We start from the raw sequence: 25,075 nt of genomic DNA on the forward strand, positions 1-25,075 counted from the left end.
TTGAGCGGCCCTCCAGCCGCGTTCACAACGCGTGCGTCACCAGCTTGAAGTCCGGGTCCTCCGGGTAGGGCTTCACCTCGAAGCCCAGCCCGCGCATCAGCTTGAGCATGCCGGGGTTGTTGGTCAGCACCAGGCCGTCGATCTCCGACAGGCCCTTCTCGCGCGCCACGTCCATGATGCATTCCATCAAGCGTGAGCCGATGCCCTTGCCGGCATAGGCGTCGGCCACCACCAGCGAGAACTCGCAGCTCGACTGGTCGGGGTTGGTGACGTAGCGCGACACGCCGATGATGCGTTCGGTCTCGACGATGCTGCCGTCGGTGGCGGCGGCGCGCTGCTTGTGCACGGCCACCAGCGCCATCTCACGGTCGTAGTCGATCAGCGTGAAGCGCGCCAGCATCGGCGGCGGCAGCTGCGTCATCGAGCTGACGAAGCGGAAGTAGCGGCTCTCCGGCGACAGGCTTTGCACCAGGGCCTGCAGCATCTGCGCGTCATTGGGGTGGATGGGCCGCACGGTGTATTCGCCGCCGCCGCGCATCGGCCACACCTGCTCGTAGCGGGCCGGGTAGGGCAGTATGGCCAGGTGGTTGTAGGGGCTGGCGCCGCTGCCCATGCCCGCGCCCATGCTCACGCTCAACGACGCACTGTCCACGATGATGCGCGCGTCCACCGCCACCGCGCCCGACTCGTCGACGATGATCGGGTTGATGTCCATCTGCCGCAGCTGCGGCAGCTCGCACACCATCTCCGAGACACGCAGCAGCACCCGCTCCAGCGCGTCCATGTCCACCGGGCTGGCGCCGCGCCATTCGGCCAGCGTCTCGGCCACGCGCGAGCGTTCGATCAGCCGCCGCGCCAGGAACTTGTTGAGCGGCGGCAGTTCCATCGCGCGGTCGCGGATCAGCTCGATCATCGTGCCGCCGGCGCCGAACATGATCACCGGGCCGAAGGGCTCGTCGGTCACCAGGCCGATGCAGATCTCGCGGCCGCGCTGGGCGCGCGCCATCTTCTGCACCGTCACGCCGTTGATGCGGGCGCCCGGCTGCAGCCGCGCCACCCGTTCCACCATGTCGTTGTAGGTGTCGCGCACACCGGCGCCGTTGAGGATGTTCAGCGCCACGCCCTGCACGTCGCTCTTGTGCGTGATGTCGGGCGAGTCGATCTTCAGCGCCACCGGAAAGCCCAGCTGCGTGGCGATCATCATCGCCTCGTTGGCATTGCGGGCCAGGATGGTGTTGGTCACCGGGATGTGGAAGGCCGACAGCAGCGTCTTGGACTCCATCTCGGTCAGCACCTTGCGGCGCTCGGCCAGCACGCTTTCGATCACCAGGCGCGCGCCTTCGATGTCGGGCTTGGCCAGCGTGGACAAGGGCGGCGGCGTCTGCTGCAGCAGCAGCTGGTTCTGGTAGAAGGAGGCGATGTTGCCGAAGGCGCCCACCGCCGCCTCCGGCGTGCGGAAGTTGGGGATGGCCGCCTCGTTGAGCTGCTGGCGCGCCGTGCTCACCGAGGCATCGCCCATCCAGCAGGCCAGTAGCGGCTTGTTCAGCGTGGGTTTGATGGCCACCAGCGCCGCGGCCACCGCGGCCGAATCGCCGCCCGCCTTGGTGGAGTAGATGGCCAGCAGCCCGTCGATCTGCCTGTCGCGCGAGGCCGCCTCGATGGCCGCGCGGTAGTGCTCGGCGGTGGCTTCTTCCGACAGGTCGATCAGGTCGGCCAGCGAAGCCTGCGGTGGCAACTGCGGCTGCAGCGCGGCCACCGACTCGGCCGACAGCCGGCCCATCTGCAGGAAGATCTCGTTGACCCAGTCGGCGGCCAGCACGCCCGGCCCGCCGCCGTTGGTGATGATGGCCAGCCGCTTGCCCACCGGCCGATAGCGCGAAGCCAGGCACTTGGCGGCCGAGAACAGCTCGACGAAGGAGCGCACCCGCACCGCGCCGGCGCGACGCAGCGCGGCATCGAACACGTCGTCGGCGCCGACGATGGTGCCGCTGTGGGTGTGGGCGGCCTCGTTGCCTGCCGGCTTGCGGCCGGCCTTGAGCACCACCACCGGCTTGGCATTGGCGGCCGAGCGCAGCGCACTCATGAAGCGGCGCGCGTTCGAGATGCCCTCCAGGTACACGATGATGCTGTGGGTGTGCTGGTCGTTGGCCAGGAAGTCCAGCACCTGGGCGATGTCGACCGCGGTGTTCGGCCCCAGTGACACCACCGACGAGAAGCCCACCGCGTTGTTGCGCGCCCAGTCCAGCATCGACGAGGTGAGCGCGCCCGATTGCGACACCAGCGCCAGCGAGCCGTTGCGTGCCAGCGGCCCCAGCGCGCTGGCATTGAGCTGCAGCCGCGGCCGCTGCAGGCCCAGGCCGTTGGGGCCCAGCAGGTGCACGCCTTCTCGCCGCGCGATGCGCTTGAGCTCGGCCGCCAGCCGCTCGTCCACGCCCGCTGAGACGATGAGCGCCGCCCGGCAGCCGATGCGGCCGGCCACCTCCAGCGCGGCGGTCAGGTCCTGGTGGGGCAGGGCGATGATGGCCAGGTCGGCCCGCGTCTGCGCCAGGTCGGCCAGCGTGCCGCTGGTGTGGATGTCCAGGAAGGTGAGGGTGCCGGCAAAGCGCTGGGCGCGCAGCGCCTCGTGCAGTGTGCGGCCCTGGGGCGTCAGCGTGTCGGGTGCGTCGGCATCGCCGGCCAGCACCACGATGGATTCAGGCGTGAGGAGTGGCGAGAGATAGTGTTTGTCCATGGGGTGCGGTCGGGCCGGGCTCAGTCTGCGCCGATCAGCACTTTGACATGGGCGGCCACGCTGCGCGCCAGCGGGCTGAGCACATAACCCCCTTCCAGGCACGAGACGATGCGCCCGCCGCAGTGGCGCTCGGCCACCGCCATCAGCTGCCGCGTCACCCATTCGTAGTCGGCTTCCACCAGCCCCAGGTTGCCCATGTCGTCCTCGCGGTGGGCGTCGAAGCCGGCCGAGACGTAGATCAGCTGCGGCCGGAAGGCCTCCAGCGCGGGCAGCCACTGCTCGCTCACCGCGGCGCGAAAGGCCTCGCTGCCCGAGCGGCTGGGCAGGCCCACGTTCACCATGTTGGGGCCGGTGGCCTGGTCGCCGTTGAAGGGGTAGAGGCCGCGCTCGAAGATGGAGCACATCAGCACCCGCTCGTCGCCGCGGAAGATGTCTTCGCTGCCGTTGCCGTGGTGCACGTCGAAGTCGATCAGCGCCACCCGCTGCAGGCCATGCACGTCCAGCGCATGGCGGATGCCCACCGCCACGTTGTTGAAGAAGCAAAAACCCATGGCCGCCGCCCGCTCGGCATGGTGGCCGGGCGGCCGCACGCAGCAGAAGGCGGCAGGCGCCTCGCCGCCCAGCACCAGGTCGGTGGCCTGCACCGCGGCCCCGGCCGCCCGCAGCGCCGCCTGCACGGTGTGCGGGCACATCGCCGTGTCGGGGTCCACCTGCCGGTGGCCCTGGGTCGGCGCGCTGGCCAGCAGCTCCTGCACGTACATGGCCGAATGGGCCCGCGCCAGCTGCTGCGGCGTGGCCAGCGGCGCGTCGTAGGGGCTCATGTAGTCCAGCAGGCCCTTGACCAGCAGCAGGTCGTGGATGGCGCCCAGGCGTTCGGGGCATTCGGGATGCTGCGGGCCCATCTCGTGGCGGGCGCAGTCGGCATGGGTGATGAAGGCAGCGAGCATGGCGGGTCTCCTCCGCCCCAGTCTAGGCAGCGCATCCCACGGCAAGCTGACGTGGCGCAATGCATGGTGGCTTTGAGGCAAGCCCCCAAGTCTGGGGCGGCGTGTGCAGAAAGTCGCACTTTGCCGTTCAGAAACATGCGGGATCAGCCGATGCCATCTGACAGACATGCTGGCCGCGCACATTTCGTGCGTGGGTGCTGCTGTCGCTGTCACCGCCCCCAAGGAGACCCCATGTCCTGGCTTGCCCTGCTTCACTCGCCCGAGACCCCCGGCGCCGATTCGCCCGCGCCGCTGCATCCCGCCGGCAGCAGCCGCCTGGAGCGCCGCATCTCGGTGTTCATCGCGATGATGGCGATGGTGGCGGGCGTGGCCGTCGCCCTGCACTGAGCCGTTGAGCAACTGCCGGCCGGCCTGGCGACGCCGGCCGCCCCGTCCTGCGGTGGCACACTTCGGGCCCTTTCCCGTGGTTTCCCGTGCCTGCCTTGGACAAGATCCTGTTGCAAATCGCCGCCGAACTGCAGGTTCGCCCGGCGCAAGTCAAAGCCGCCGTCGATCTGCTGGACGGCGGTGCCACCGTCCCCTTCATCGCCCGCTACCGCAAGGAAGCCACCGACGGCCTGGACGACACCCAGCTGCGTGACCTGGAAGCGCGCCTGGGCTACCTGCGCGAGCTGGAAGACCGCCGCGCCGCGGTGCTCAAGAGCATCGACGAGCAGGGCAAGCTGACGCCCGAGCTGCGCGCCGCCATCGAGGCCGCGCCCACCAAGCAGGAACTGGAAGACCTGTACCTGCCCTTCAAGCCCAAGCGCCGCACCAAGGGCATGATCGCCCGCGAAGCCGGCCTCGAGCCGCTGGCCGAGAAGCTGTTCGCCGACCCCTCGCTGGACCCGATGGCCGAGGCGGCCGCCTTCCTCAATGCCGATGCCGGTTTTGCCGATGCCTTCGCGGTGCTGGACGGCGTGCGCGACATCCTCTCCGAGCGCTGGGCCGAAGACGCCACGCTGGTGGGCCCGCTGCGCGAATTGCTGTGGGAAGAGGGCCTCTTCACCTCGCGCCTGCTGGACGGCAAGGACGAACAGAACGCCGACGTTGCCAAGTTCCGCGACTACTTCGACTATTCGGAGCCCATCCGCAGCGTGCCTTCGCACCGGGCGTTGGCGGTGTTCCGCGGCCGCACGCAAGAGCTGCTGGAAGCCAAGCTGAAGCTGGATGAAGTGCTGCAACCCGGGCAGCCCAGCCTGGCCGAAGGCCGCATCGCCCGCCACCTGGGCTGGAGCCATGCCAAGCGGCCGTCGGACGACCTGATCCGCAAGACCATCGGCTGGACCTGGAAGGTCAAGCTCAGCCTCAGCATCGAGCGCGACCTGTTCGCCCGCCTGCGCGAAAACGCCGAGGCCACCGCCATCAAGGTGTTTGCCGAGAACCTGCGCGACCTGCTGCTGGCCGCCCCGGCCGGCAAGCGCGTGGTGATGGGCCTGGACCCGGGCATCCGCACCGGCGTCAAGGTGGCGGTGGTGAGTGACACCGGCAAGGTCCTCGATACCTCCACGGTCTACCCGCACGAGCCGCGGCGCGACTGGGAAGGCTCGCTGCACACGCTGGGCCGCCTGGTGGCCCAGCACGGCGTCAACCTGATCGCCATCGGCAACGGCACCGCCAGCCGCGAGACCGACAAGCTGGCCGCCGACCTGATCAAGCGCGTGCAGTCGCTGGCGCCGGACGTGCAGCTCACCAAGGTGGTGGTGAGCGAGGCGGGGGCCTCGGTGTACTCGGCCAGCGAATTCGCGAGCAAGGAGCTGCCCGACCTGGACGTGAGCCTTCGCGGCGCCGTCTCCATCGCGCGCCGGCTGCAGGACCCGCTGGCCGAGCTGGTGAAGATCGACCCCAAGAGCATTGGCGTCGGCCAGTACCAGCACGACGTCAACCAGAGCGAGCTGGCCCGCACGCTGGACGCGGTGGTGGAAGACTGCGTGAACTCGGTGGGCGTGGACCTGAACACCGCCTCGGCGCCGCTGCTGGCGCAGGTGTCGGGCCTGTCCAACGCGGTGGCGCAGAGCATCGTGCGCTGGCGCGATGCGCATGGCGCCTTCCGCAACCGCAAGCAGCTGATGGAAGTGGCCGGCCTGGGCGCCAAGACCTTCGAGCAGGCGGCCGGTTTCCTGCGCATCCGCGATGGCGACAACCCGCTGGACCAGTCGGGCGTGCACCCCGAAACCTACCCGGTGGTCGAGAAGATCATCAGCACCACCGGCCGGCCCATCCAGGAGCTGGTGGGCAATGCCGACGTCATCCGCAAGCTCAAGCCCGAGGCCTTTGCCGACGAGCGCTTCGGCGCCATCACCGTCAAGGACATCCTGGCCGAGCTGGAAAAGCCCGGCCGCGACCCGCGCCCCGACTTCAAGGTGGCGCGCTTCAACGACGGCGTGAAAGACATCAAGGACCTGCAGCCCGGCATGACGCTGGAAGGCACCGTCAGCAACGTGGCCCAGTTCGGCGCCTTCGTCGACCTGGGCGTGCACCAGGACGGCCTGGTGCACGTGAGCCAGCTCAGCCACAAGTTCGTCAACGATGCGCGCGAGGTGGTCAAGACCGGCGACATCGTCAAGGTGAAGGTGCTGGAGGTGGACCTGGCGCGGGGCCGCATCTCGCTGACCATGAAGCTGGACAGCGCGGTGCCCGCCAAGGGTGGCGACGGCGGCGGCTACCGCCCGCCCAGCCGCGACCAGCGCGCGCCGCGCAGCCGTGCGCCGGAGCCGGCGGCCGGCGGCGCGATGGCCGCCGCCTTCGCCAAGCTGCAAGGCCGCAAGTGAGTCGCGACGCTCGGCCGCCGCGGCGCGTGGTGATGGTGGCGCACAGCCACATCCTGGGCGGCATGGAGCGGCGGGTGGTCTCCACCTCGGCCGCGCTGGCCGAGCGGGGCCACCAGGTGGCCTTCGCCGGCCCGCTGGACGGCTGGATGGGCGAGCGCATGCAGGCCGACGGGCACACCTGCCTGCATGTGCCCATGCATGGCATGTACGACCCGCTGTCGGCCTGGAAGCTGGCGCGCTTTGCCCGCCGCTGGCGCGCCGACGTGCTGCACGGCCAGGCCCAGCGCGGCGGCCGCTATGCCGACTGGGCCAGCCGCTGGAGCGGCGTGCCGGCGGTGGCCAGCGCCAATTCCATGGTGTCGTGGCGCTGGTTCCGGCCACAGATGCGGCTGCTGGCCGTCTCCAACGCGGTGCGCGACCACTTGGTGCAGCACGGCCTGCCGGCGCAGCAGGTGGAGGTGGTGTACTCGGCGGTGCCCGACATCGGCATGCAGCCCGCGCGCGAAGGCGCGCCCACACCGGCGCAGCCGCTGCAGTTGCTGATGAATTCGCGCCTGGTCGACGTCAAGGCCCACGACGTGGCCGTGGATGCGCTGAAGCTGCTGCCGGCCACGCTGCCGGTGCACCTGTCCATCACCGGCGCCACCGACACCGCCTGGGCCGCGCAGATCCGCGAGCAGGTGCAGCGCCTGGACCTGGGCGACCGCGTGACCTTCCTCGGCCAGCGCAAGGACATTCCGGAGCTGCTGGCCGCCTGCGACGTGGTGCTGGCACCTTCGCGGCACGAGGCGCTGTCGCTCACGCTGATGGAAACCTGCGCCGCCGGCCGCCCGGCCATCGCCACCCTGGTGGGCGGCAATGCCGAGATCATTGCCGAGGGGCTGAACGGGTTGCTCGTGCCGCCGGACAATGCGCAGGCGCTGGCCGATGCCATCGTGCGCGTGGGCACCGACACCGCGCTGCGCCTGGCCATGGGCCGCGCGGCGCGGCAGGTGTTCCAGCAGCGCTTCACCGCCGACATCATGGTGCGCAACACGGTGGCCGCCTACGATGCGGCCGGTGACGCCCAGCGCTAGGCAGCGCCCGACCCCGGCAGCGCCCCGACACACAGCAAGGAAGCCCCGATGCCCGGCATCTCCATCTTCATGTACCACCAGGTGGGCCGCTTCCCGCCGATGAAGGCCCACCGCGCCGGCTACTGCGACGTCGACAAGTTCCGCGCGCAGATGCGGGCGCTGAAGTGGCTGGGCGTGAAGGTGCTGTCGATGACCGACGCGCTGGCTGCGCTGCAGGGACGCGCGCCCATGCCCGAGCGGGCGGCGGTGCTCACCTTCGACGACGGCTGCGAGAACTTCTACGAGCATGCGGTGCCGGTGCTGCAGGACTTCGGCTACCCCGCCATCTCGTACGCGGTGGCGGGTGCGGCCGGCAGCGGCGGCACCTGGCTGGCCGGCCACGGCCGCGGCACGCCGCCGCTGATGAGCTACGCCCGCCTGCGCGAGATCGCCGGCCTGGGCATCGAGGTGGGCAGCCATGCCTTCAGCCACATCCGCCTGGCCGAGCAGCCGGCCGAGGTGCAGCGTGCCGAGATGCGCGACAGCCGCCAGCGCCTGCAGCAGGAGCTGGGGCGCGAGGTGCCGCATGTGTGCTACCCCTATGGCTCGCACAACCTGGACACGCTGCGCGCCGCGGCGGAGGCCGGCTACAGCAGCGGCGTCACCTGCCAGCGCGGCGCGGCCACGCCGGGCTTCGATCCGCTGGCGCTGCCGCGCAAGGCCATCTCGTACGGCGACAACACGCTGGGCTTTCTGTGGAAGCTCTACCTGAAGGACACGCCGAAGGGCGAGGCGCTGGCGCGCCCGGGCCATGCGATGGCCACCGCCTGATACGTTTGGCCGCGGCCCGGTCATGCGCAGGCCGGCGTCTGGCTGTTACCGTCCTGGCTCCCACGACAACATCATGACCAGGAGCCTTGCATGACCCGATCGTCGACCTCTTTCCTGGCGCCCGCGGCCGCACTGGCCGCCGCGTTGGCGCTCACCGCCTGCGCCATGCCCGCCGCCGGCCCCAAGCCCGCCGCGGTGGCCAAGCTGGCGCCCACCCAGGGCAGCAGCACCACCGGCACCGTGTCCTTCTACAAGGAAGGCGACCACGTGGTGGCCGTGGCGCAGGTCAGCGGCCTCAAGCCGGGCAGCGAGCACGGCTTCCATGTGCATGAGAAGGGCGATTGCTCCGCGCCGGACGGCATGAGCGCCGGCGGCCACTACAACCCCGGTGGGCAGCCGCACGGTGCGCTGGGCAGCGGCCCGCACCATGCGGGCGACATGCCCAACCTGAAGGCCAACGCCGCGGGTGAAGCCGAGGCCCGCGTGCACCTGACCGGCGTGACGGTGGGCGGCGGCGGTGCCGATGTGCTGGGCAAGGCCGTCATCGTGCATGCCAATGCCGACGACTACAGCTCGCAGCCCGCCGGCAATGCCGGCCCGCGGCTGGCCTGCGGGGTGATCCAGGCGAGCTGAAGCGCACCGCGCTGAGGACATGAAAAAGGCGCCCCGCGGGGCGCCTCAGCGTTTCTTCAATGCAGTCGGTCAGCTGTCCGCCACCGCCGGCGTCACCGGCGGCAGGCCGACGGCCGGCAGGCTGTCGGGCGTGGTCAGGCGGCTGCGGTTGTCCACCCGCACGGCGGCGGTGCGCACCACGCGCTTGGGCACGCTGCCGGCGTAGCGGGTGTCCATCTCCGCCACGACGCGCGGCGGCTCGGGCGTGGTGGCCAGCGGTTGCGGCGTCAGCACCGCCACCGCCATCACCGCCGGCACGAAGGCCAGGGCCACGCGGGCCGGCCAGGTGCTCACGGTGCGGGCCGTGGCCATCGGGGCCGGTCGCTGGCCATCGGCCGGCAGGGCCAGCGGGCGGGCGGCGCGGGGCGCGCGGGCCGGGGCGGCCGGCTGCATCAGGCCCTGGCGCACCTGGGCCACGTATTCCACCGGCGTCAGCAGCGTGCGGGGCAGGCGGCCCTGGGCGTCTTCCTGTTCACGGCTGCCGTACACCACCAGCGGGGTGGCCAGCAGCAGCGGCACCAGCATCCAGGCCACGTTGGCGTCCACCAGCATCGCGGTGCCGAACAGGGCCAGCGCAGGCAGCAGCATCGGTGCCAGGCGGGTGAAGGCATCGCGCCAGCCCAGGCTCTCGGCGTCCCGCGGGGGCGACTTCCACTGCAGCTTCAGGCCGGTCAGACCACCGATCACGAACATGGTGTGGGCCAGCATGCGCACCGGCGCCTGCAGGGCCGACAGGCAGAGTTCGACCACCGAGCTGCGCAGCAGCTGGGCGGTGCCGCCGAATTGCGCCTGCTCCTTGCGCAGCAGCACACCCACCACGCCCAGCAGGCGGGGCAGCAGCAGCAGCGTCAGCGTCAGGCCCCACAGCGCCAGCGCGGCGTTGCCACCGGCCGCGCCCAGCAGGCCGGGCATGTCGCCCTGCACGGCTTCCGGCTGGGTGGCGGCACGCCACACGCCAGCGGCCACGAAGGCCAGCCACACCGGCGCGGTGACGTACGACAGCGCACCGGTGAAGAACATGGCGCGGTGCACCGGCTGCCAGCCGGGTTCGGCGATCAGGCGGAAGTTCTGCAGGTTGCCCTGGCACCAGCGGCGGTCGCGGCCCAGTTCGTCCAGCAGGTTGGTGGGCTGCTGCTCGAAGCTGCCTTCCAGGTTGGGGGCCAGCCACACCTCGTAGCCGGCGCGGCGCATCAGCGCGGCTTCCACGAAGTCGTGCGACAGGATTTCGCCCGACAGGCCGCCACGGCCTTCCAGCGGCGCCAGCGCGCAGTGCTTCATGAAGGGCTCGACGCGCAGGATGGCGTTGTGGCCCCAGTAGTGCGATTCACCCAGCTGCCAGTAAGCCAGGCCCAGCGCAAACAGCCGGCCGGTGACGGCCGACGCGAACTGCTGGGTGCGGGCGTGCAGCGTGCTGTGGCCCTGGGTGCGCGGCAGCGTCTGCAGGATGCCGGTCTGCGGGTGCGCTTCCATCATGCGCACCATCTGCACCAGCGTCTCGCCGGTCATGGTGGAGTCGGCGTCCAGCACCACCATGTAGCGGTAGTTGCGTCCCCAGCGGCGGCAGAAGTCGGCCACGTTGCCGGCCTTGCGCTTGGTGCGGCGCTTGCGCCAGCGGTAGAAGATGCGGCCTTCGCCGGCCAGCGGCTCGCCGTCGTCGCCCAGCGTGCGGCGCAGCTGCTTCCAGGCTTCCACCTCGGCGGCCTGGATGGCGGGGTCGCTGCTGTCCGACAGCACGTAGACGTCGAACAGCTTCAGCGCGCCCGTGGCCGCCAGCGATTCGCAGGTCTGGCGCAGGCCGCTGAACACCGTGTCGATGTCCTCATTGCAGATGGGCATGATCAGCGCGGTGCGCGCCGAGGGGTCCAGCGGCAGGCGTTCATCGGGCAGCGTCAGCGCATGCTTGTCGCCGAACAGCGCCACCTTGAAGCCCATCAGCGCCGTGATGAAGCCGGCCGACAGCCAGCCGAACAGCAGCGCGAACAGGCCCGTCTGCAGGATCTCGACCGCGGTCATCTCACCGTCGGTGGAGGGCAACAGCCAGACGGCGGTGCCGCTGACCAGCAGCACGGCCCACAGGAAGATGGTGCGTCGGCGGTCGGCCGCCTGCCGCCAGGGGCTGCTGCGGTCCTTGGGGAACTTGGGCACCCCGGGCATCAGTGCCAACGCCAGACCGCGTAGCACGCCAAACCAGGGGCGCGGCGGCATCGAGCCGCGGCGCAGCGGAGGCGCGGAGGCCGCGCGATGCTGTGTATCGGTATCAGCCATGGTGGTGTTCTGGGTCTTTCAGTGGTATTGGGAGGTGCGCTGCGAGTCTGGCTGCTCGGCTGGGCCGACGCTGTAGGACCGCACCGCCAAAAGTCGTGGGAGCTGCAACGCTGCAGGCGCCGGGCGCCGCAGACAGGCCGTTGCAGGCCGTCGGATTCGTTGCAATTGGATGCATGACGTCAGGGATCGACACGCCGGTTCACCGGCCGTGCGACAACGCCAAAAAATTCCGGAGCTTTGTTGCTGCCCGGCAACAGGCCGGGCCGCCGAGCGGGTGGGCAACCGGCCCCCGGAGGCACCGCCGCTGCCCATGCGGGCATGGCTGCGCCGTGGCGCCAGGCGCCCGACGAGGGGGTTGTGAGAGGGAAGTGGCTGTGCATTTCCATGAATGACGACACTGTGTCCTGTTCAGGCCCGCGGTGCTGCGCCATAGCGTATCCAACAATGTCGCAGTGCAACAATCGTTGTGCACAACCGGATGGCCCTCGGCCAGCCCTTTCACATGAACGCGCTACAGATCTGGGCCGGTCCGAAGGCCTTGCGGCACCTGCGGGAGCAGGGCCTGCGACCCGCTGACGTGCGGGTGGTTCCCGCCGCCGCTGGCGGACCCAAGGGCCTGGTGTTGAACCCGCTCGACCGTTACCTTTTCGGACACTGGCTGCCACGCGCTGCGCAGCCGGTGCACCTGCTGGGGGCGTCCATCGGTGCCTGGCGCATGGCCAGTGCCTGCCTGCCCGATGCCGACGCGGCCCTGGCCCGCATGGCCGAGGACTACATCACCCAGCACTACGAGCACCGCCCCGGCAAGCCGCCGCTGCCCGGCCATGTGAGCCAGGTGTTCAGCGACAAGCTGGCCGAGCACTTCGGCGGGCGCGAAGCCGAGATCCTGGCCCACCCGCGGCTGCGCCTGCATGTGTTCACCAGCCGCGGCCACCATGCGCTGCTGCGGCGCGAGGGCCGGCTGCGCACGCCGCTGGGCTACCTGGGCGCCTTCGCCAGCAATGCCGTCAACCGCCGCTGGATGGGCGGCTGGCTGGACCGCGTGGTGTTCCACGACCCGCGCGATGCGCTGCCGCTGCCGCTGATCGACTACCGCACCCATGCCGTGCCGCTGACGCCCCACAACCTGCGGCCGAGCGTGCTGGCCAGCTGCTCCATCCCGTTCTGGTTGAAGGCGGTGTGCGACATCCCGGGCGCGCCGCCCGGCGCGTACTGGGACGGTGGCATCACCGACTACCACCTGCACCTGGACTACGCCGCGATGGGCGAGGGCCTGGTGCTGTACCCGCACTTCCAGCCTCACCTGGTGCCCGGCTGGCTGGACAAGGCGCTGCGCCACCGGCACCGGGCCAGCGAACGGCTGGCCAACGTGGTGCTGCTGGCGCCCAACCCCGACTGGGTGCGGCAGCAGTTGCCCGGCGGCAAGCTGCCCGACCGCAGCGACTTCCAGCGCCACCTGGACGACGAGCCGGCCCGCATCGCGCTGTGGCGGCGCGGCCTGGCCGAGGCGCAACGCCTGGCCGACGAGTTCGCCGAGTTGGCCGAGCGGCCGTCGATCGAGGCGCTGCCGCTGGTGTGAGGGCTGGGCGCCACCCTTGTAGGACGGCGCCGCGTTCTTCATCGCGCTGAATCCAGGCGCCACCCCGGCGCGTAGAGCCCCCTCAGACGACGCGGGCGACGACAGTTGCGCACGCGGCCGTCCTGCCAGTCGGGGCCGGCCTGCCAGGCCCCGGTTGTCCCCACGAGGAGCCGAGGAAGACCATGAAGAACCGCAATTCCCTGCAGGCGCTGCGCCTGCTGCCCATCGCTGCCGCCTGCGCGGGCGGCCTGCTGCTGGCGCCTGCCGCCTTCGCGTCCAGCCACCGCGAGGCACCGTCCATCACCGGCACGCCCAAGGTGGATGCCGCCGACTTCTACATGTTCAGCAGCTACGAAGCCAACCGCGCCGGCTACGTGACGCTGATCGCCGACTACCTGCCGCTGCAGGACCCGTACGGCGGGCCCAACTACTTCTCGATGGACCCGAACGCGCTGTACGAGATCCACATCGACAACAACGGCGACGCGAAGGAAGACATCACCTTCGCTTTCCGCTTCAAGAACACGCTCAAGGGCATCAGCCTGCCGGTGGGTGGCAAGGACGTGGCGATTCCGCTGATCCAGGCCGGCGCCGTGTCCGACCCCAAGGCGGCCACGCTCAACCTGAATGAGAGCTTCACGCTGGACGTGGTGCGCGGCGACCGCCGAACCGGCACCCGCACCGCGGTGACCAACGCCAGCGGCGGCGCCAGCACCTTCGACAAGCCGGTGGACAACATCGGCAGCAAGACCATCGCCGACTACCCGGCCTATGCGGCCAAGCACATCTACACCGTCACCGTGCCGGGCTGCGCGCAGCCGGCGCGGGTGTTCGTGGGCCAGCGCAAGGACCCGTTCGCCGTCAACCTGGGCACCATCTTCGACCTGGTGAACGCGCCGGTGGCGGTGATCACCGACCCCGCCAACATCAATGCGGGCAAGGATTCGCTGGCGGACAAGAACGTCACTTCCCTTGCGCTGGAAGTGCACAAGAGCTGCCTGACCGCGGGCAATGAAACCGTGATCGGCGGCTGGACCACCGCCAGCCTGCGCCAGGGCTCGCTGCTGAATCCGGCACCGGGCAAGGGCCATGGCGTGGCGGCCAAGACCGGCGGCGCGTGGACGCAGGTCTCGCGCCTGGGCATGCCGCTGGTCAACGAGGTGGTGATCGGCCTGCCCGACAAGGACCGCTTCAACGCCAGCAAGCCCAAGGACGACGCCCAGTTCGCCGACTACGTGACCAACCCCACGCTGCCGCCGCTGCTGGAAACCGTGCTGGCCCTGCCCGGCACCGCGCCCAAGAACCTGCCGCGCACCGACCTCGTCACCACCTTCCTGACCGGCATCTCGGGCGTCAACCAGCCGGCCAACGTGGTGCCGTCGGAGATGCTGCGGCTCAACACCGCCACCCCGCCCACGCCCGAGGCGCAGCAGAACCGCCTCGGCCTGGCCGGTGGCGATCCGGCCGGCTTCCCCAACGGCCGCCGGCTGCATGACGACGTGGTCGACATCTCGCTGGTGGCGGTCATGGGCGGCCTGTGCATGCTCAACGGCGATGCCAATGCGCTGAAGCTGGGTGCCGACTGCAAGCCGGCCAACGTGCCGCTGGGCGCCACCTCGCTGAAGCTGCATGACGCGGTGGACCAGGCGCGCGTGACGCTGCTGCCCGGCTTCCCGTATGCCAACACGCCGCTGCCCGGCAACCGCTGAAGGAGGCTGCCATGAAGCAACGAACCCTTTGCATGGCCGCGCTGGCGGCCGCCACCCTGGCGCTGGCCGGCTGCTTCGGCGGCTCCGACGACCATGACGACGGCGCCAGCGCCAGCGGCCCGCTGGACACCGTGCCGGCCAGCGCCAGTGCCGACACGGGCGGCTTCATCGCCTACCTGAAGTCGCTGGTGGCGCTGCAGCCCGAGGACCGCGAGCCGGTGGGCATCGATGCGGTGACGCCGCCCGAGGCCGACACGGCCGAGCCGGAAGCGGTGAGCTGATGGACGGGTGGCGTCGGCTCGGCGTCGCCGGGCTGTTGCTGGCCCTGGTGGCCGCGCAAGCGGCGCCCCTGGTGCCGGCCAGCGACGACGAGCGCGTCGAGTCGCTGCCGGCCCGGCGGGCGCCGCCGGTGGCGGCGCCAGAGCAGGGCGCGGCCACCGACCCGGTGGCCGCCGTGCGCGAAGCCGGCGACCTGCTGGCCCAGGCGCATGCCGATGGCGACCCCCGCTTCGCCGGTCGTGCGCTGGCCCGGCTGCAGCCCTGGGCGGCCGACCCGCGCGCCCCGGCGCCGGTGGTGCTGAAGCTGGCGCAGGTGGAGCAGTACATCCACCGCTTCGATGCGGCGCAGGCGCGGCTGCAGGCGCTGCTGGCGCGCGACGCCCGCCAGCCCCAGGCCTGGCTGACGCTGGCCACGCTGCAGCGCCTGCGGGGCCGCTATGCCGAGTCCGACGCGGCCTGCGCCGCGCTCGGCCGGCTGGGCAGTGCAGCCCTGCATGCCCAGGCCTGCAGCGCCGAGAACCTGTCGCTGCGCGGAGAGGTGGACACCGCCCGCCGCCAGTTCACCGCGCTGCTGGCGCAGGCGCCCGACGACGGCACGCGGGCCTGGTTGAGCACCTCGCTGGGCGAGTTGGAACAGCGCGCCGGCCGCAGCGCCGCGGCCGAGCGGGCCTTGCGCATCGCCTGGCGGCTGGACCCGCAGGACCGCTATGCGCCGCTGGCGCTGGCCGACCTGCTGATCGACGAGCGCCGTGGGGCCGAGGCCTTGAAGGTGCTGGACACCCAGCCCCGCAGCGACCCGGTGCTGCTGCGCCGGGTGGCCGCCGGGCCGCGCCAAGGGGCCGACCAGGCCGACCTCGCCGAGCTGCGCGATCGCTTCCAGCAGGCCGCCCAGCGCCCCGGCGCCTTCGACGGCCACGCGCGCGAACAGGCGCTGTACGCCTGGTGGGTGGAAGGCGACCTGCCTGCCGCGGTGCGCCATGCGCAGGCCAACCTGGCCACCCAGCGTGAACCCTTCGACCTGCTGCTGCTGGCCCGCGTGGCCGCGGCGGCTGTCGACCGTGCGGCGCTGGCCCAGGCCGCCCAAGTGCAGAAAGCGATGGACCTCCATGACCAACGCCTCGACCGCCTGCTCGGCCAGCCCTGAGCGCCCGCGCGGCCCGGGCTGGCGCCGCTGGCTGCTGGCGGCCGGCCTGTGCGCCGTGGCCACCGGCGCCGCCGCCCACAAGAGCAGCGACGCCTACCTGGTGCTGCAGGCCGAGGCCGGCGGCACCCAGCTCCGCTGGGACATCGCGCTGCGCGACCTGGACGCTGCGCTGCCGACGCTGGACGCCGACAACGACCGCCAGCTCACCTGGCGCGAGGTGCGCGAGGCCTGGCCGGCCATCGACGCCTACGCGCTGCCGCGCCTGCAGGTGCCCGGCTGCCAGTGGCAGGTGAACGGCCATGCGCTGGAGCGGCGCAGCGACGGCGCCTATGCCGTGCTGCAGCTGAAGGCGCCGTGCCAGGTGACGGCCGCCACGCCCATGGTCTACCGGCTGCTGGCCGAGGTGGACCCCACCCACCGCGGCATCGCCAAGCTGGTGGCGGCCGACGGCAGCGCCACGGCGCGGCTGCTGGATCCGACGGCGCCGGACCTGCCGCTGGAAGAGGGCGCCGCCGCGCCTGCCGCCGAGCACGCCTCCTTCATCGCCGAAGGCGTGCACCACATCGTCACCGGCTACGACCACCTGCTGTTTTTGCTGTGCCTCATCCTGCCGGCGGTGCTGCGCCGCATACCCGGCCAGCCAACAGGCCAGCCGCCGGGCTGGGCGCCGGTGGCGAACTGGCGCCAGGCCGCGCTGCCGGTGGCCGGCGTGGTCACGCTGTTCACGCTGGCGCACTCCCTCACGCTGGCGCTGGCCGCCTTGAAGTTGGTCAGCCTGCCGTCCTGGTTCATCGAGCCGGCCATCGCTATCACCATCGGCATCGCCGCGGTGGACAACCTGCGGCCGCTGTTCGGCCGCCGGCGCGGAGTGGTCACCTTCCTTTTCGGCCTGATCCACGGCTTCGGCTTTGCCGGGGTGCTGGGTGAGCTGCAGCTGCCGCCGGCGCAGTTCGGCTGGGCGCTGCTGCAGTTCAACCTGGGGCTGGAGCTGGGTCAGCTGGCCATCATCGCGGCGGTGGTGCCGCTGCTTTACGCGCTGCGCCGGGCGGCGCTGTACGTGCCGGCGGTGCTGCGGGGCGGCTCGGCCGCGGCCTTCGGCATGGCCGCCTGGTGGCTGGTCCAGCGCACGGCGCTCTCGTAACCTACAATCGCCGGTTCCACCTTGCAGCCAACAAGAGCGAGAAAGGCATGACGGTTATGACACCGCGAACTAGGAGCTGGGCCCCCCAAGGCTAGCCGCCGCGCTGTCACGTCCATCCTTGCCTGCACCGCCGGTGCACGCACACTGAACGAATCGAGCGCGGCTTGTCCCGCGCTTTTTTCATTTCCGGAGCCTATTTCATGATCGCCATCCAACTGCCCGACGGCTCGAAACGCGAGTTTCCCGGCCCGGTTTCCGTGGCCGAGGTTGCCCAGTCCATCGGCCCGGGCCTGGCCAAGGTCACCGTCGCCGGCAAGGTGGACGGCCAGCTGGTCGATGCCAGCGACCGCATCGACCACGACGCCAAGCTGCAGATCATCACGCCCAAGGACGAAGAGGGCCTCGAGATCATCCGCCACTCCTGCGCGCACCTGGTGGGTCATGCGGTCAAGCAGCTGTATCCCAGCGCCAAGATGGTGATCGGTCCGGTGATCGACGAGGGCTTCTACTACGACATCTCCTTCGAGCGGCCCTTCACGCCCGAGGACATGGCCGCCATCGAGGCGCGCATGCGCGAGCTGATCGCCAAGGACTACGACGTCATCAAGAAGATGACGCCGCGGGCCGAGGTGATCGAGGTCTTCAAGGCGCGCGGCGAGGAGTACAAGCTGCGCCTGATTGACGACATGCCGTCCGACACCACGGCCATGGGCCTGTACTACCACGAGGAATACGTGGATATGTGCCGCGGCCCGCACGTGCCCAACACGCGCTTCCTGAAGAACTTCAAGCTCACGCGGCTGTCGGGCGCCTACTGGCGCGGTGACGCCAAGAACGAGCAGCTGCAGCGCATCTACGGCACCGCCTGGGCCGACAAGAAGCAGCTCGACGACTACATCAAGCGCATCGAAGAAGCGGAAAAGCGCGACCACCGCAAGCTGGGCCGCGAGCTCGACCTGTTCCACCTGGACGAGCATTCGCCCGGCACGGTGTTCTGGCACCCCAAGGGCTGGACCATCTGGCAGGAGGTGGAGCAGTACATGCGCGCCGTCTACCGCGACAACGGCTACCTGGAAGTCAAGGGCCCGCAGATCCTGGACAAGACGCTCTGGGAGAAGACGGGGCACTGGGACAAGTACCGCGAGAACATGTTCGTCACGGAATCGGAAAAGCGCGACTACGCGCTCAAGCCGATGAACTGCCCCGGCCACATCCTGATCTACAAGCAGGGCATCAAGAGCTACCGCGACCTGCCGCTGCGCTATGGCGAGTTCGGCCAGTGCCACCGCAACGAGCCCACCGGCGGCCTGCACGGCATCATGCGCGTGCGTGGCTTCACGCAGGACGACGGCCACATCTTCTGTACCGAGGAGATGATCCAGGGTGAAGTGGCGGCCTTCACCACGCTGCTGCAGAAGGTCTACAAGGACTTCGGCTTCACCGAGATCCTCTACAAGCTGTCGACGCGGCCCGAGAAGCGCATCGGCACCGAAGAGAGCTGGGACCGTGCCGAGGCCGCCCTGGCCGAGGGCCTGCGCGCCTCGGGCTGCGACTTCACGTACCTGCCGGGCGAAGGTGCCTTCTACGGCCCCAAGATCGAATACGTGCTGAAGGACGCGCTGGGCCGCCAGTGGCAGTGCGGCACGATCCAGGTCGACCCCAACCTGCCGGAGCGGCTGGACGCCGAGTTCGTGGGCGAGGATGGAGGCCGCCACCGGCCCGTCATGCTGCACCGCGCCATCGTCGGCAGCCTCGAGCGTTTCATCGGCATCCTGATCGAACAGCACGCCGGCGCGATGCCCGTCTGGCTGGCGCCGACGCAGGTGGTGGTGCTCAATATCACGGACGGCCAGGCCGAGTACGCCGCGGATATTGCGAAAACGCTGCAAAAACAAGGGGTTAGAACCTCACTTGATTTGCGCAACGAGAAGATCACCTATAAAATCCGCGAGCATTCCATGCAAAAGGTTCCGTTCATCCTCGTCGTTGGCGACAAGGAGAAGGCAAGCGGGGCCGTTGCCGTGCGTGCACGGGGCAACCAGGATCTCGGCGTGATGCCGCTCGACAACTTCGTCCAGAAGCTCGTGGCGGACATCGCAGCCAGGGTCTGAGAAGCCCCAAGCCTGCGCACCGTCATCACTGTCGAGCCGTTGCTTGCCTTGGGCTCGTTTGAAGGTCTGAACCATCGCTACTTTCCTTGACCGTCGCACTCCGAATGCGGAGCGCAAGCACCGGCTGAACCGCGAGATCATGGCGCCCGAAGTGCGTCTGAACGGGGTGAACAACGAGCCGCTGGGCATCGTGAGCATCCAGGAAGCCTTGCGGATGTCGGGCGAGCTGGACGTCGATCTGGTCGAGATCGCCGCCACCGCCGACCCCCCGGTGTGCCGCTTGATGGACTACGGCAAGTTCAAGTACCAAGAGCAGAAGAAGGCCGCCGAAGCCAAGAGCAAGCAGAAGGTCATCGAGATCAAGGAAGTCAAGTTCCGTCCGGGCACGGACGAAGGCGACTACGCGATCAAGATGCGCAACCTGCGCCGCTTCATCGCGGAAGACGGTGACAAGGGCAAGGTCACGCTGCGCTACCGCGGCCGCGAGATCACCCACCAGGAAATCGGCATGCGGCTGCTGGAGCGTATCCGTGACGAGCTGGCCGATGTGGCCGTCGTCGAGAACATGCCCAAGCTGGAAGGCCGGCAGATGATCATGGTGCTGGCGCCCAAGCGCAAGTAACCAACAGGGTTCGGTCCCGCGGTTTGGTCACCGCGGGATTTGAAGAGAAGCCGCTGACAGGCCAACAAGCACTGCAAGCCCATTGCAGTCGCCTGCAGGGGTCACTAAGAAGGAGCAGTCATGCCCAAGATGAAGACCAAGAAGAGCGCGGCCAAGCGGTTCCGCGTTCGCCCGGGTGGCACCGTCAAGCGCGGTCAGGCGTTCAAGCGCCACATCCTGACGAAGAAGTCGACCAAGAACAAGCGTCACCTGCGTGGCGCCGTCAACGTGCACGAGACCAACATGGGCCACATGGCTCAGATGTTGCCGTTCGCGGGTCTTTAAGATTTCTGAGTAAGGAGAACAACCATGCCTCGCGTCAAACGTGGTGTAACCGCACGCGCCCGTCACAAGAAGATCCTGGCCCTGGCCAAGGGTTTCCGCGGCCGTCGCAAGAACGTCTTCCGCATCGCCAAGCAGGCGGTGATGAAGGCCGGGCAATATGCCTACCGCGACCGTCGTACCCGCAAGCGCGTGTTCCGTCAGCTCTGGATCGCCCGTATCAACGCGGCCAGCCGTGAGCTCGGCGTGACGTACAGCAAGTTCATGGCCGGCCTGAAGAAGGCGAACATCGGCATCGACCGCAAGGTCCTGGCCGATCTCGCCGTCAACGACCCCGCTGCCTTCGGCAGCATCGTCGACAAGGTGAAGGCCCAGCTCGCTTGATCCGGCGCGCGCCGTTCGCGCGGCGCGCTCCCAAGCTTCAAGGCCGTCACCTTGGTGGCGGCCTTTTTCATTTCCGAATCACGATGAACGATCTCGACTCCCTGGTGCAGGCGGCGCAAGAGCAGTTCGCGCAGGCCGCGACGCCCGCCGACCTGGAGAACGCCAAGGCCCGCTTTCTCGGCAAGGCCGGCCGTGTGACCGAGCTGCTGAAGTCGCTGGCGCAGCTGCCGCCCGACGAGAAGAAGGCCCGCGGGGCCGAGATCAATGCCACCAAGCAGCGCATCGAAGCGGCGCTGACCGACCGCCGCCAGGCGCTGGCCGATGCCGAGCTGCAGGCGCAACTGAAGGCCGAGTCGCTGGACGTGACGCTGCCCGGCCGCAGCCGCGGCACCGGCGGGCTGCACCCGGTCTCGCGCACGCTGGAGCGCATCGAGGCCATCTTCGGCTCGATGGGCTTCGACGTGGCGGACGGCCCCGAAATCGAGAACGACTGGTTCAACTTCACCGCGCTGAACACGCCGGCCGACCACCCGGCGCGCTCGATGCACGACACCTTCTACGTGGACGCCCAGGGCGCCAGCGGCGGCTACCTGCTGCGCACGCACACCAGCCCGATGCAGGTGCGCTACGCGATGCAGCATGTGAAGGCGCATGAGGGCAAGCCCACCATGCCCGAGATCCGCGTGATCGCGCCCGGCCGCACCTACCGCGTGGACAGCGATGCCACCCATTCGCCGATGTTCCATCAGTGCGAAGGCCTGTGGATCGGCGAGAACGTGAGCTTCAAGGACCTGAAGTCGGTCTTCACCGATTTCTTCCGCACCTTCTTCGAGACCGACGACCTGACGCTGCGCTTCCGGCCCAGCTTCTTCCCGTTCACCGAGCCCTCGGCCGAGGTGGACATCGCCTTCAGCTCCGGCCCGCTGAAGGGCCGCTGGCTGGAAGTGGCCGGCTCTGGCCAGGTGCACCCGAACGTGGTGCGCAACTTCGGGCTCGACCCCGAGCGCTACATCGGCTTCGCCTTCGGCATGGGCCCCGACCGCCTGACCATGCTGCGCTACGGCGTCAACGACCTGCGGCTGTTCTTCGACGGCGACCTGCGCTTCCTGAGCCAGTTCCAGTAAGCCCGCCCGCCCCAGAACGCCGAGAAGAGAAGAGTCATGCAATTCCCTGAATCCTGGTTGCGCGAGTTCTGCAACCCGCCGCTGTCCACCGAGCAACTGGCCGACACGCTGACCATGGCCGGCCTGGAAGTGGAAGAGATGCGCCCGGTGGCGCCGCCGTTCTCGCGCATCGTGGTCGGCCGCATCCTGGAAGCGGTGCAGCACCCGAACGCCGACCGCCTGCGCGTGTGCAGCGTGGATGCCGGCGAGCACTCCAAGGACGGCCCGCTGCAGATCGTCTGCGGCGCGCCCAATGCACGCGCCGGCATCAAGGTGCCGCTGGCACTGGTGGGTGCCGCGCTGCCGCCGGGCGACGACGGCAAGCCTTTCGAGATCAAGGTGGGCAAGCTGCGCGGCGTCGAGAGCTTCGGCATGCTGTGCTCTGCCCGCGAGCTGAAGCTGTCCGAAGACCACGGCGGCCTGCTGGAGCTGGACGACGATGCGCCGGTGGGCGCGGACGTGCGCGAGGTGCTCAAGCTCGACGACACGCTGTTCACGCTCAAGCTCACGCCCAACCTGGCACATTGCCTGAGCGTCTACGGCATCGCCCGCGAGCTGTCGGCACTCACCGGCGCGCCGCTGCTGCAGCCCGCGTTCACCCCGGTGGCGCCGGTGCACACCGACACGCTGCCGGTGACGGTGGAGGCGCCCGACCTGTGCGGCCGCTTCTCCGGCCGCATCGTGCGCAAGGTCAACACCCGCGCCAAGACGCCTGCCTGGATGGTCGAGCGCCTGGCGCGCTGCGGCCAGCGCTCGGTCAGCCCGCTGGTGGACATCTCGAACTACGTGATGTTCGAGTTCGGCCGGCCTTCGCACATCTTCGACCTCGACAAGATCCACGGCGGCCTGGTGGTGCGCTGGGGCCGCGAGGGTGAGTCGCTCAAGCTGCTCAACGGCAACACCATCACGATGGATGCGCAGGTGGGCGTGATCGCCGACGCGCAGGCGGTGGAATCGCTGGCCGGCATCATGGGCGGCGACGCCACGGCCGTCAGCGACGACACGCAGAACGTCTACGTCGAGGCCGCCTTCTGGTGGCCGCAGGCGGTGGCGGGGCGGTCTCGCCGCTTCAACTTCTCCACCGACGCCGGCCACCGCTTCGAGCGGGGCGTGGACCCGGCGCAGACGGTGGCCCACATCGAGCACCTCACGCGCCTGATCCTCGACATCTGCGGCGGCGAGCCCGGCCCGATCGACGACCAGCAGCCGCGCATGCCCGAGCGCCCGCCGGTGGCGCTGCGCGTGGCCCGCGCGGCCAAGGTCATCGGCATGCCGGTGACGCAGGCGCAATGCGCCGACGTGCTGCGCCGGCTGGGCCTGCCCTTTGCGGAGGCCGATGGCGTGCTGACGGTGACGCCGCCCAGCCACCGCTTCGACCTGCAGATCGAAGAAGACCTGATCGAGGAAGTGATCAAGGTCCTGGGTTACACCCAGCTGCCCGACACGCCGCCGCTGGCACCGGTGACGGCCCGCGTGCGCCCCGAGGCGCAGCGCGGCAGCCATGCGCTGCGGCGCGCGGTGGCGGGGCTGGGCTATCAGGAGACCATCAACTTCAGCTTCGTCGAAGCGCGCTGGGAGCATGAGCTGGCCGGCAATGCCGACCCGATCCAGGTGCTCAACCCGATCGCCTCGCCGCTGTCGGTGATGCGCTCCAGCCTGATCGGCAGCCTGGTGGCGGTGCTGCAGTACAACCTGGCCCGCCGCGCCCAGCGCGTGCGCATCTTCGAGCTGGGCCGCGTGTTCCGGCGTGATGCCTCGGTGACCGACAGCCTGACCACGGTGGCCGGCGTGTCGCAGCCGCTGCGCCTGGCGGGCCTGGCCTACGGCCCGGCGCAGCCGCTGCAATGGGGCGCGGCCGAGCGTGCGGTCGACTTCTTCGACGTCAAGGCCGATGTGGAGGCGCTGCTGGCGCCGCGCCGTGCCAGCTTCGTGGCGGCCGAGCATCCGGCGCTGCACCCGGGCCGCAGCGCCCGCATCGAGCTCGGGGGCCAGCCCATCGGCTGGATCGGCGAGCTGCACCCGAAGTGGCGCCAGGGCTACGACCTGCCGCAGGCGCCGGTGCTGTTCGAGCTGGACGCCGACGCGCTGAAGGCCCAGGTGGTGCCAGCCTACCAGCCGATCGCCCGCCAGCAGTCGGTGTGGCGCGACCTGGCGCTGGTGGTCAAGGACGGCGTGCCGCACGATGCGCTGATCGCCGCCATCACCGACGACACGTCGGGGCTGGTGCGCCATGCGCAGCTGTTCGACATCTACAAGCCCAAGGCGCCCACGGCCGACATCGCCGCCGACGAGCGCAGCATGGCCGTGCGTGTGGAACTGCTCGACGACCACGCGACGCTGACCGACGAACGTGTCGAATCCGTGGTCAGCGGCATCGTAGAACGCCTGGGGCAGCGGCTGCAGGCCCGGCTGCGCGGCTGATGGAGGAGAAACCTGCGATGGACCGAGTGATCCTGCCGACACTGGAAACGCCGACGCTCACCAAGGCGGAGCTGGCCGACCTGCTGTTTGAGCGGCTGGGCCTGAACAAGCGCGAGTCCAAGGACATGGTCGAAGCCTTCTTCGACATCATCCATGCCGCGCTGGTCAAGGGCGACGACGTCAAGCTGTCGGGCTTCGGCAACTTCAACATCCGCCGCAAGGCGCCGCGGCCGGGCCGCAATCCGCGCACCGGCGAGTCGATTCCGATCGCCGCGCGCAACGTGGTCACCTTCCACGCCAGCCACAAACTCAAGGGCCTCGTGCAAGGCGACATCCCGAGCCCGGACGAGTTCGAGTAAAGTTTGAGCGCCAACCCGTGGAGCGTTGATTTCTATGGAAAAAGCGCTTCCCGCCATTCCTGCCAAGCGCTACTTCACCATCGGTGAGGTGAGTGAGCTTTGCGGCGTCAAGCCGTACGTGCTGCGCTACTGGGAGCAGGAATTCACCCAGCTCAAGCCGATGAAGCGCCGCGGCAACCGGCGCTACTACCAGCACCACGAGGTGCTGCTGATCCGCCGTATCCGCGAGCTGCTGTACGACCAGGGCTTCACCATCAGCGGGGCGCGCAACCGCCTGGCGGAGATGCAAGGCCATGGCCGCCACGGCCTGCATGCCGGCCCCGGCGACGATGCGCTGCCGCCACACGAAGCCGATGACCGCGAGCCGTTGCCCGCCGAAGCCCTGCACGGCACGCCGGGCTTTGAGCTGGACGCCACGCCGGCGCCCGAGGCGCTGCGCACCGGCATGCCACCTCTGGGCGCCGTGTCCGCCGACCAGCTGCGGCTCGAGCTGATTTCGATCCGAAATCTGTTGACGATCTAGCCAGGTTG

The 25,075-nt window shown here is 69.7% G+C and carries 21 protein-coding genes; 18 read left to right on the plus strand and 3 right to left on the minus strand.

Going from position 1 to position 25,075, the window contains the following annotated elements:
• Positions 1-22 precede the first annotated feature (22 nt).
• Entirely contained in the window at positions 23-2,731 is a 2,709-nt protein-coding gene (locus tag MW290_RS19910; protein WP_250199426.1) for a bifunctional acetate--CoA ligase family protein/GNAT family N-acetyltransferase, read from the minus strand.
• A gap of 20 nt (positions 2,732-2,751) precedes the next feature.
• Complete coding sequence (locus MW290_RS19915) at positions 2,752-3,678, minus strand: histone deacetylase family protein (protein ID WP_250199427.1); 927 nt, start codon at positions 3,676-3,678, stop codon at positions 2,752-2,754.
• Between the two features lie 231 nt (positions 3,679-3,909).
• Between MW290_RS19915 and MW290_RS19920 the strand changes: the two genes are divergently transcribed.
• The 5 genes from MW290_RS19920 (at position 3,910) to MW290_RS19940 (ending at position 9,007) form a co-directional block, all read left to right on the plus strand.
• Positions 3,910-4,065, plus strand: a complete 156-nt coding sequence (locus MW290_RS19920) for a hypothetical protein (RefSeq protein WP_250199428.1) — start codon at positions 3,910-3,912, stop codon at positions 4,063-4,065.
• A 95-nt stretch (positions 4,066-4,160) separates the two neighbouring features.
• A complete protein-coding gene (locus MW290_RS19925; protein ID WP_250199429.1) occupies positions 4,161-6,488 on the plus strand; it encodes a Tex family protein in 2,328 nt (775 codons plus the stop codon).
• Positions 6,485-7,564, plus strand: coding sequence for a glycosyltransferase family 4 protein (locus tag MW290_RS19930; RefSeq protein ID WP_250199430.1), 1,080 nt, complete (start codon positions 6,485-6,487; stop codon positions 7,562-7,564). Before MW290_RS19925 ends, MW290_RS19930 begins: the two co-directional genes overlap by 4 nt.
• A gap of 48 nt (positions 7,565-7,612) precedes the next feature.
• Complete coding sequence (locus MW290_RS19935; RefSeq protein ID WP_250199431.1) at positions 7,613-8,374, plus strand: polysaccharide deacetylase family protein; 762 nt, start codon at positions 7,613-7,615, stop codon at positions 8,372-8,374.
• 90 nt (positions 8,375-8,464) lie between these two features.
• Positions 8,465-9,007, plus strand: a complete 543-nt coding sequence (locus MW290_RS19940; RefSeq protein WP_250199432.1) for a superoxide dismutase family protein — start codon at positions 8,465-8,467, stop codon at positions 9,005-9,007.
• 69 nt (positions 9,008-9,076) lie between these two features.
• Here MW290_RS19940 and mdoH read toward each other — a convergent pair whose 3' ends face one another.
• The gene (gene mdoH, locus MW290_RS19945) at positions 9,077-11,311 is read right to left on the minus strand and encodes a glucans biosynthesis glucosyltransferase MdoH (protein WP_250199433.1); all 2,235 of its coding nucleotides are present in this window, start codon (positions 11,309-11,311) and stop codon (positions 9,077-9,079) included.
• Between the two features lie 502 nt (positions 11,312-11,813).
• On the opposite strand from mdoH, the gene MW290_RS19950 reads away from it, so the two are divergent.
• From MW290_RS19950 to MW290_RS20010, 13 genes are all read left to right on the plus strand, one after another.
• Positions 11,814-12,890: a patatin-like phospholipase family protein gene (locus tag MW290_RS19950; RefSeq protein ID WP_250199434.1), complete on the plus strand. Its 1,077-nt coding sequence runs from the start codon at positions 11,814-11,816 to the stop codon at positions 12,888-12,890.
• A 182-nt stretch (positions 12,891-13,072) separates the two neighbouring features.
• Positions 13,073-14,599, plus strand: a complete 1,527-nt coding sequence (locus MW290_RS19955; protein WP_250199435.1) for a DUF4331 domain-containing protein — start codon at positions 13,073-13,075, stop codon at positions 14,597-14,599.
• 11 nt (positions 14,600-14,610) lie between these two features.
• Positions 14,611-14,880 (plus strand): hypothetical protein, encoded by a 270-nt coding sequence (locus tag MW290_RS19960; protein WP_250199436.1) that lies wholly within the window; start codon positions 14,611-14,613, stop codon positions 14,878-14,880.
• Complete coding sequence (locus MW290_RS19965) at positions 14,880-16,022, plus strand: tetratricopeptide repeat protein (protein ID WP_250199437.1); 1,143 nt, start codon at positions 14,880-14,882, stop codon at positions 16,020-16,022. The genes MW290_RS19960 and MW290_RS19965 overlap by 1 nt, the downstream gene beginning before the upstream one ends.
• Positions 15,985-17,163, plus strand: coding sequence for a HupE/UreJ family protein (locus MW290_RS19970; RefSeq protein WP_250199438.1), 1,179 nt, complete (start codon positions 15,985-15,987; stop codon positions 17,161-17,163). The genes MW290_RS19965 and MW290_RS19970 overlap by 38 nt, the downstream gene beginning before the upstream one ends.
• A gap of 200 nt (positions 17,164-17,363) precedes the next feature.
• Complete coding sequence (gene thrS, locus MW290_RS19975; RefSeq protein WP_250199439.1) at positions 17,364-19,274, plus strand: threonine--tRNA ligase; 1,911 nt, start codon at positions 17,364-17,366, stop codon at positions 19,272-19,274.
• Positions 19,275-19,347: 73 nt separating this feature from the next.
• Positions 19,348-19,896 (plus strand): translation initiation factor IF-3, encoded by a 549-nt coding sequence (gene infC, locus MW290_RS19980; protein ID WP_250200065.1) that lies wholly within the window; start codon positions 19,348-19,350, stop codon positions 19,894-19,896.
• Positions 19,897-20,016: 120 nt separating this feature from the next.
• Positions 20,017-20,220, plus strand: a complete 204-nt coding sequence (gene rpmI, locus MW290_RS19985) for a 50S ribosomal protein L35 (RefSeq protein ID WP_046112289.1) — start codon at positions 20,017-20,019, stop codon at positions 20,218-20,220.
• 24 nt (positions 20,221-20,244) lie between these two features.
• Positions 20,245-20,601: a 50S ribosomal protein L20 gene (gene rplT / locus MW290_RS19990; protein WP_046112288.1), complete on the plus strand. Its 357-nt coding sequence runs from the start codon at positions 20,245-20,247 to the stop codon at positions 20,599-20,601.
• An 83-nt stretch (positions 20,602-20,684) separates the two neighbouring features.
• Positions 20,685-21,725 (plus strand): phenylalanine--tRNA ligase subunit alpha, encoded by a 1,041-nt coding sequence (pheS, locus tag MW290_RS19995; protein WP_250199440.1) that lies wholly within the window; start codon positions 20,685-20,687, stop codon positions 21,723-21,725.
• 36 nt (positions 21,726-21,761) lie between these two features.
• The gene (gene pheT, locus MW290_RS20000; protein WP_250199441.1) at positions 21,762-24,185 is read left to right on the plus strand and encodes a phenylalanine--tRNA ligase subunit beta; all 2,424 of its coding nucleotides are present in this window, start codon (positions 21,762-21,764) and stop codon (positions 24,183-24,185) included.
• 17 nt (positions 24,186-24,202) lie between these two features.
• Positions 24,203-24,544, plus strand: a complete 342-nt coding sequence (locus tag MW290_RS20005; protein WP_083440437.1) for an integration host factor subunit alpha — start codon at positions 24,203-24,205, stop codon at positions 24,542-24,544.
• Positions 24,545-24,578: 34 nt separating this feature from the next.
• On the plus strand, positions 24,579-25,067 hold the full coding sequence (locus MW290_RS20010; RefSeq protein WP_250199442.1) for a MerR family transcriptional regulator: 489 nt from the start codon (positions 24,579-24,581) through the stop codon (positions 25,065-25,067).
• The last annotated feature ends 8 nt before the right edge of the window (positions 25,068-25,075 follow it).

It is taken from the genome of Aquincola tertiaricarbonis (assembly GCF_023573145.1).
Lineage (GTDB): Bacteria > Pseudomonadota > Gammaproteobacteria > Burkholderiales > Burkholderiaceae_C > Aquincola > Aquincola tertiaricarbonis_B.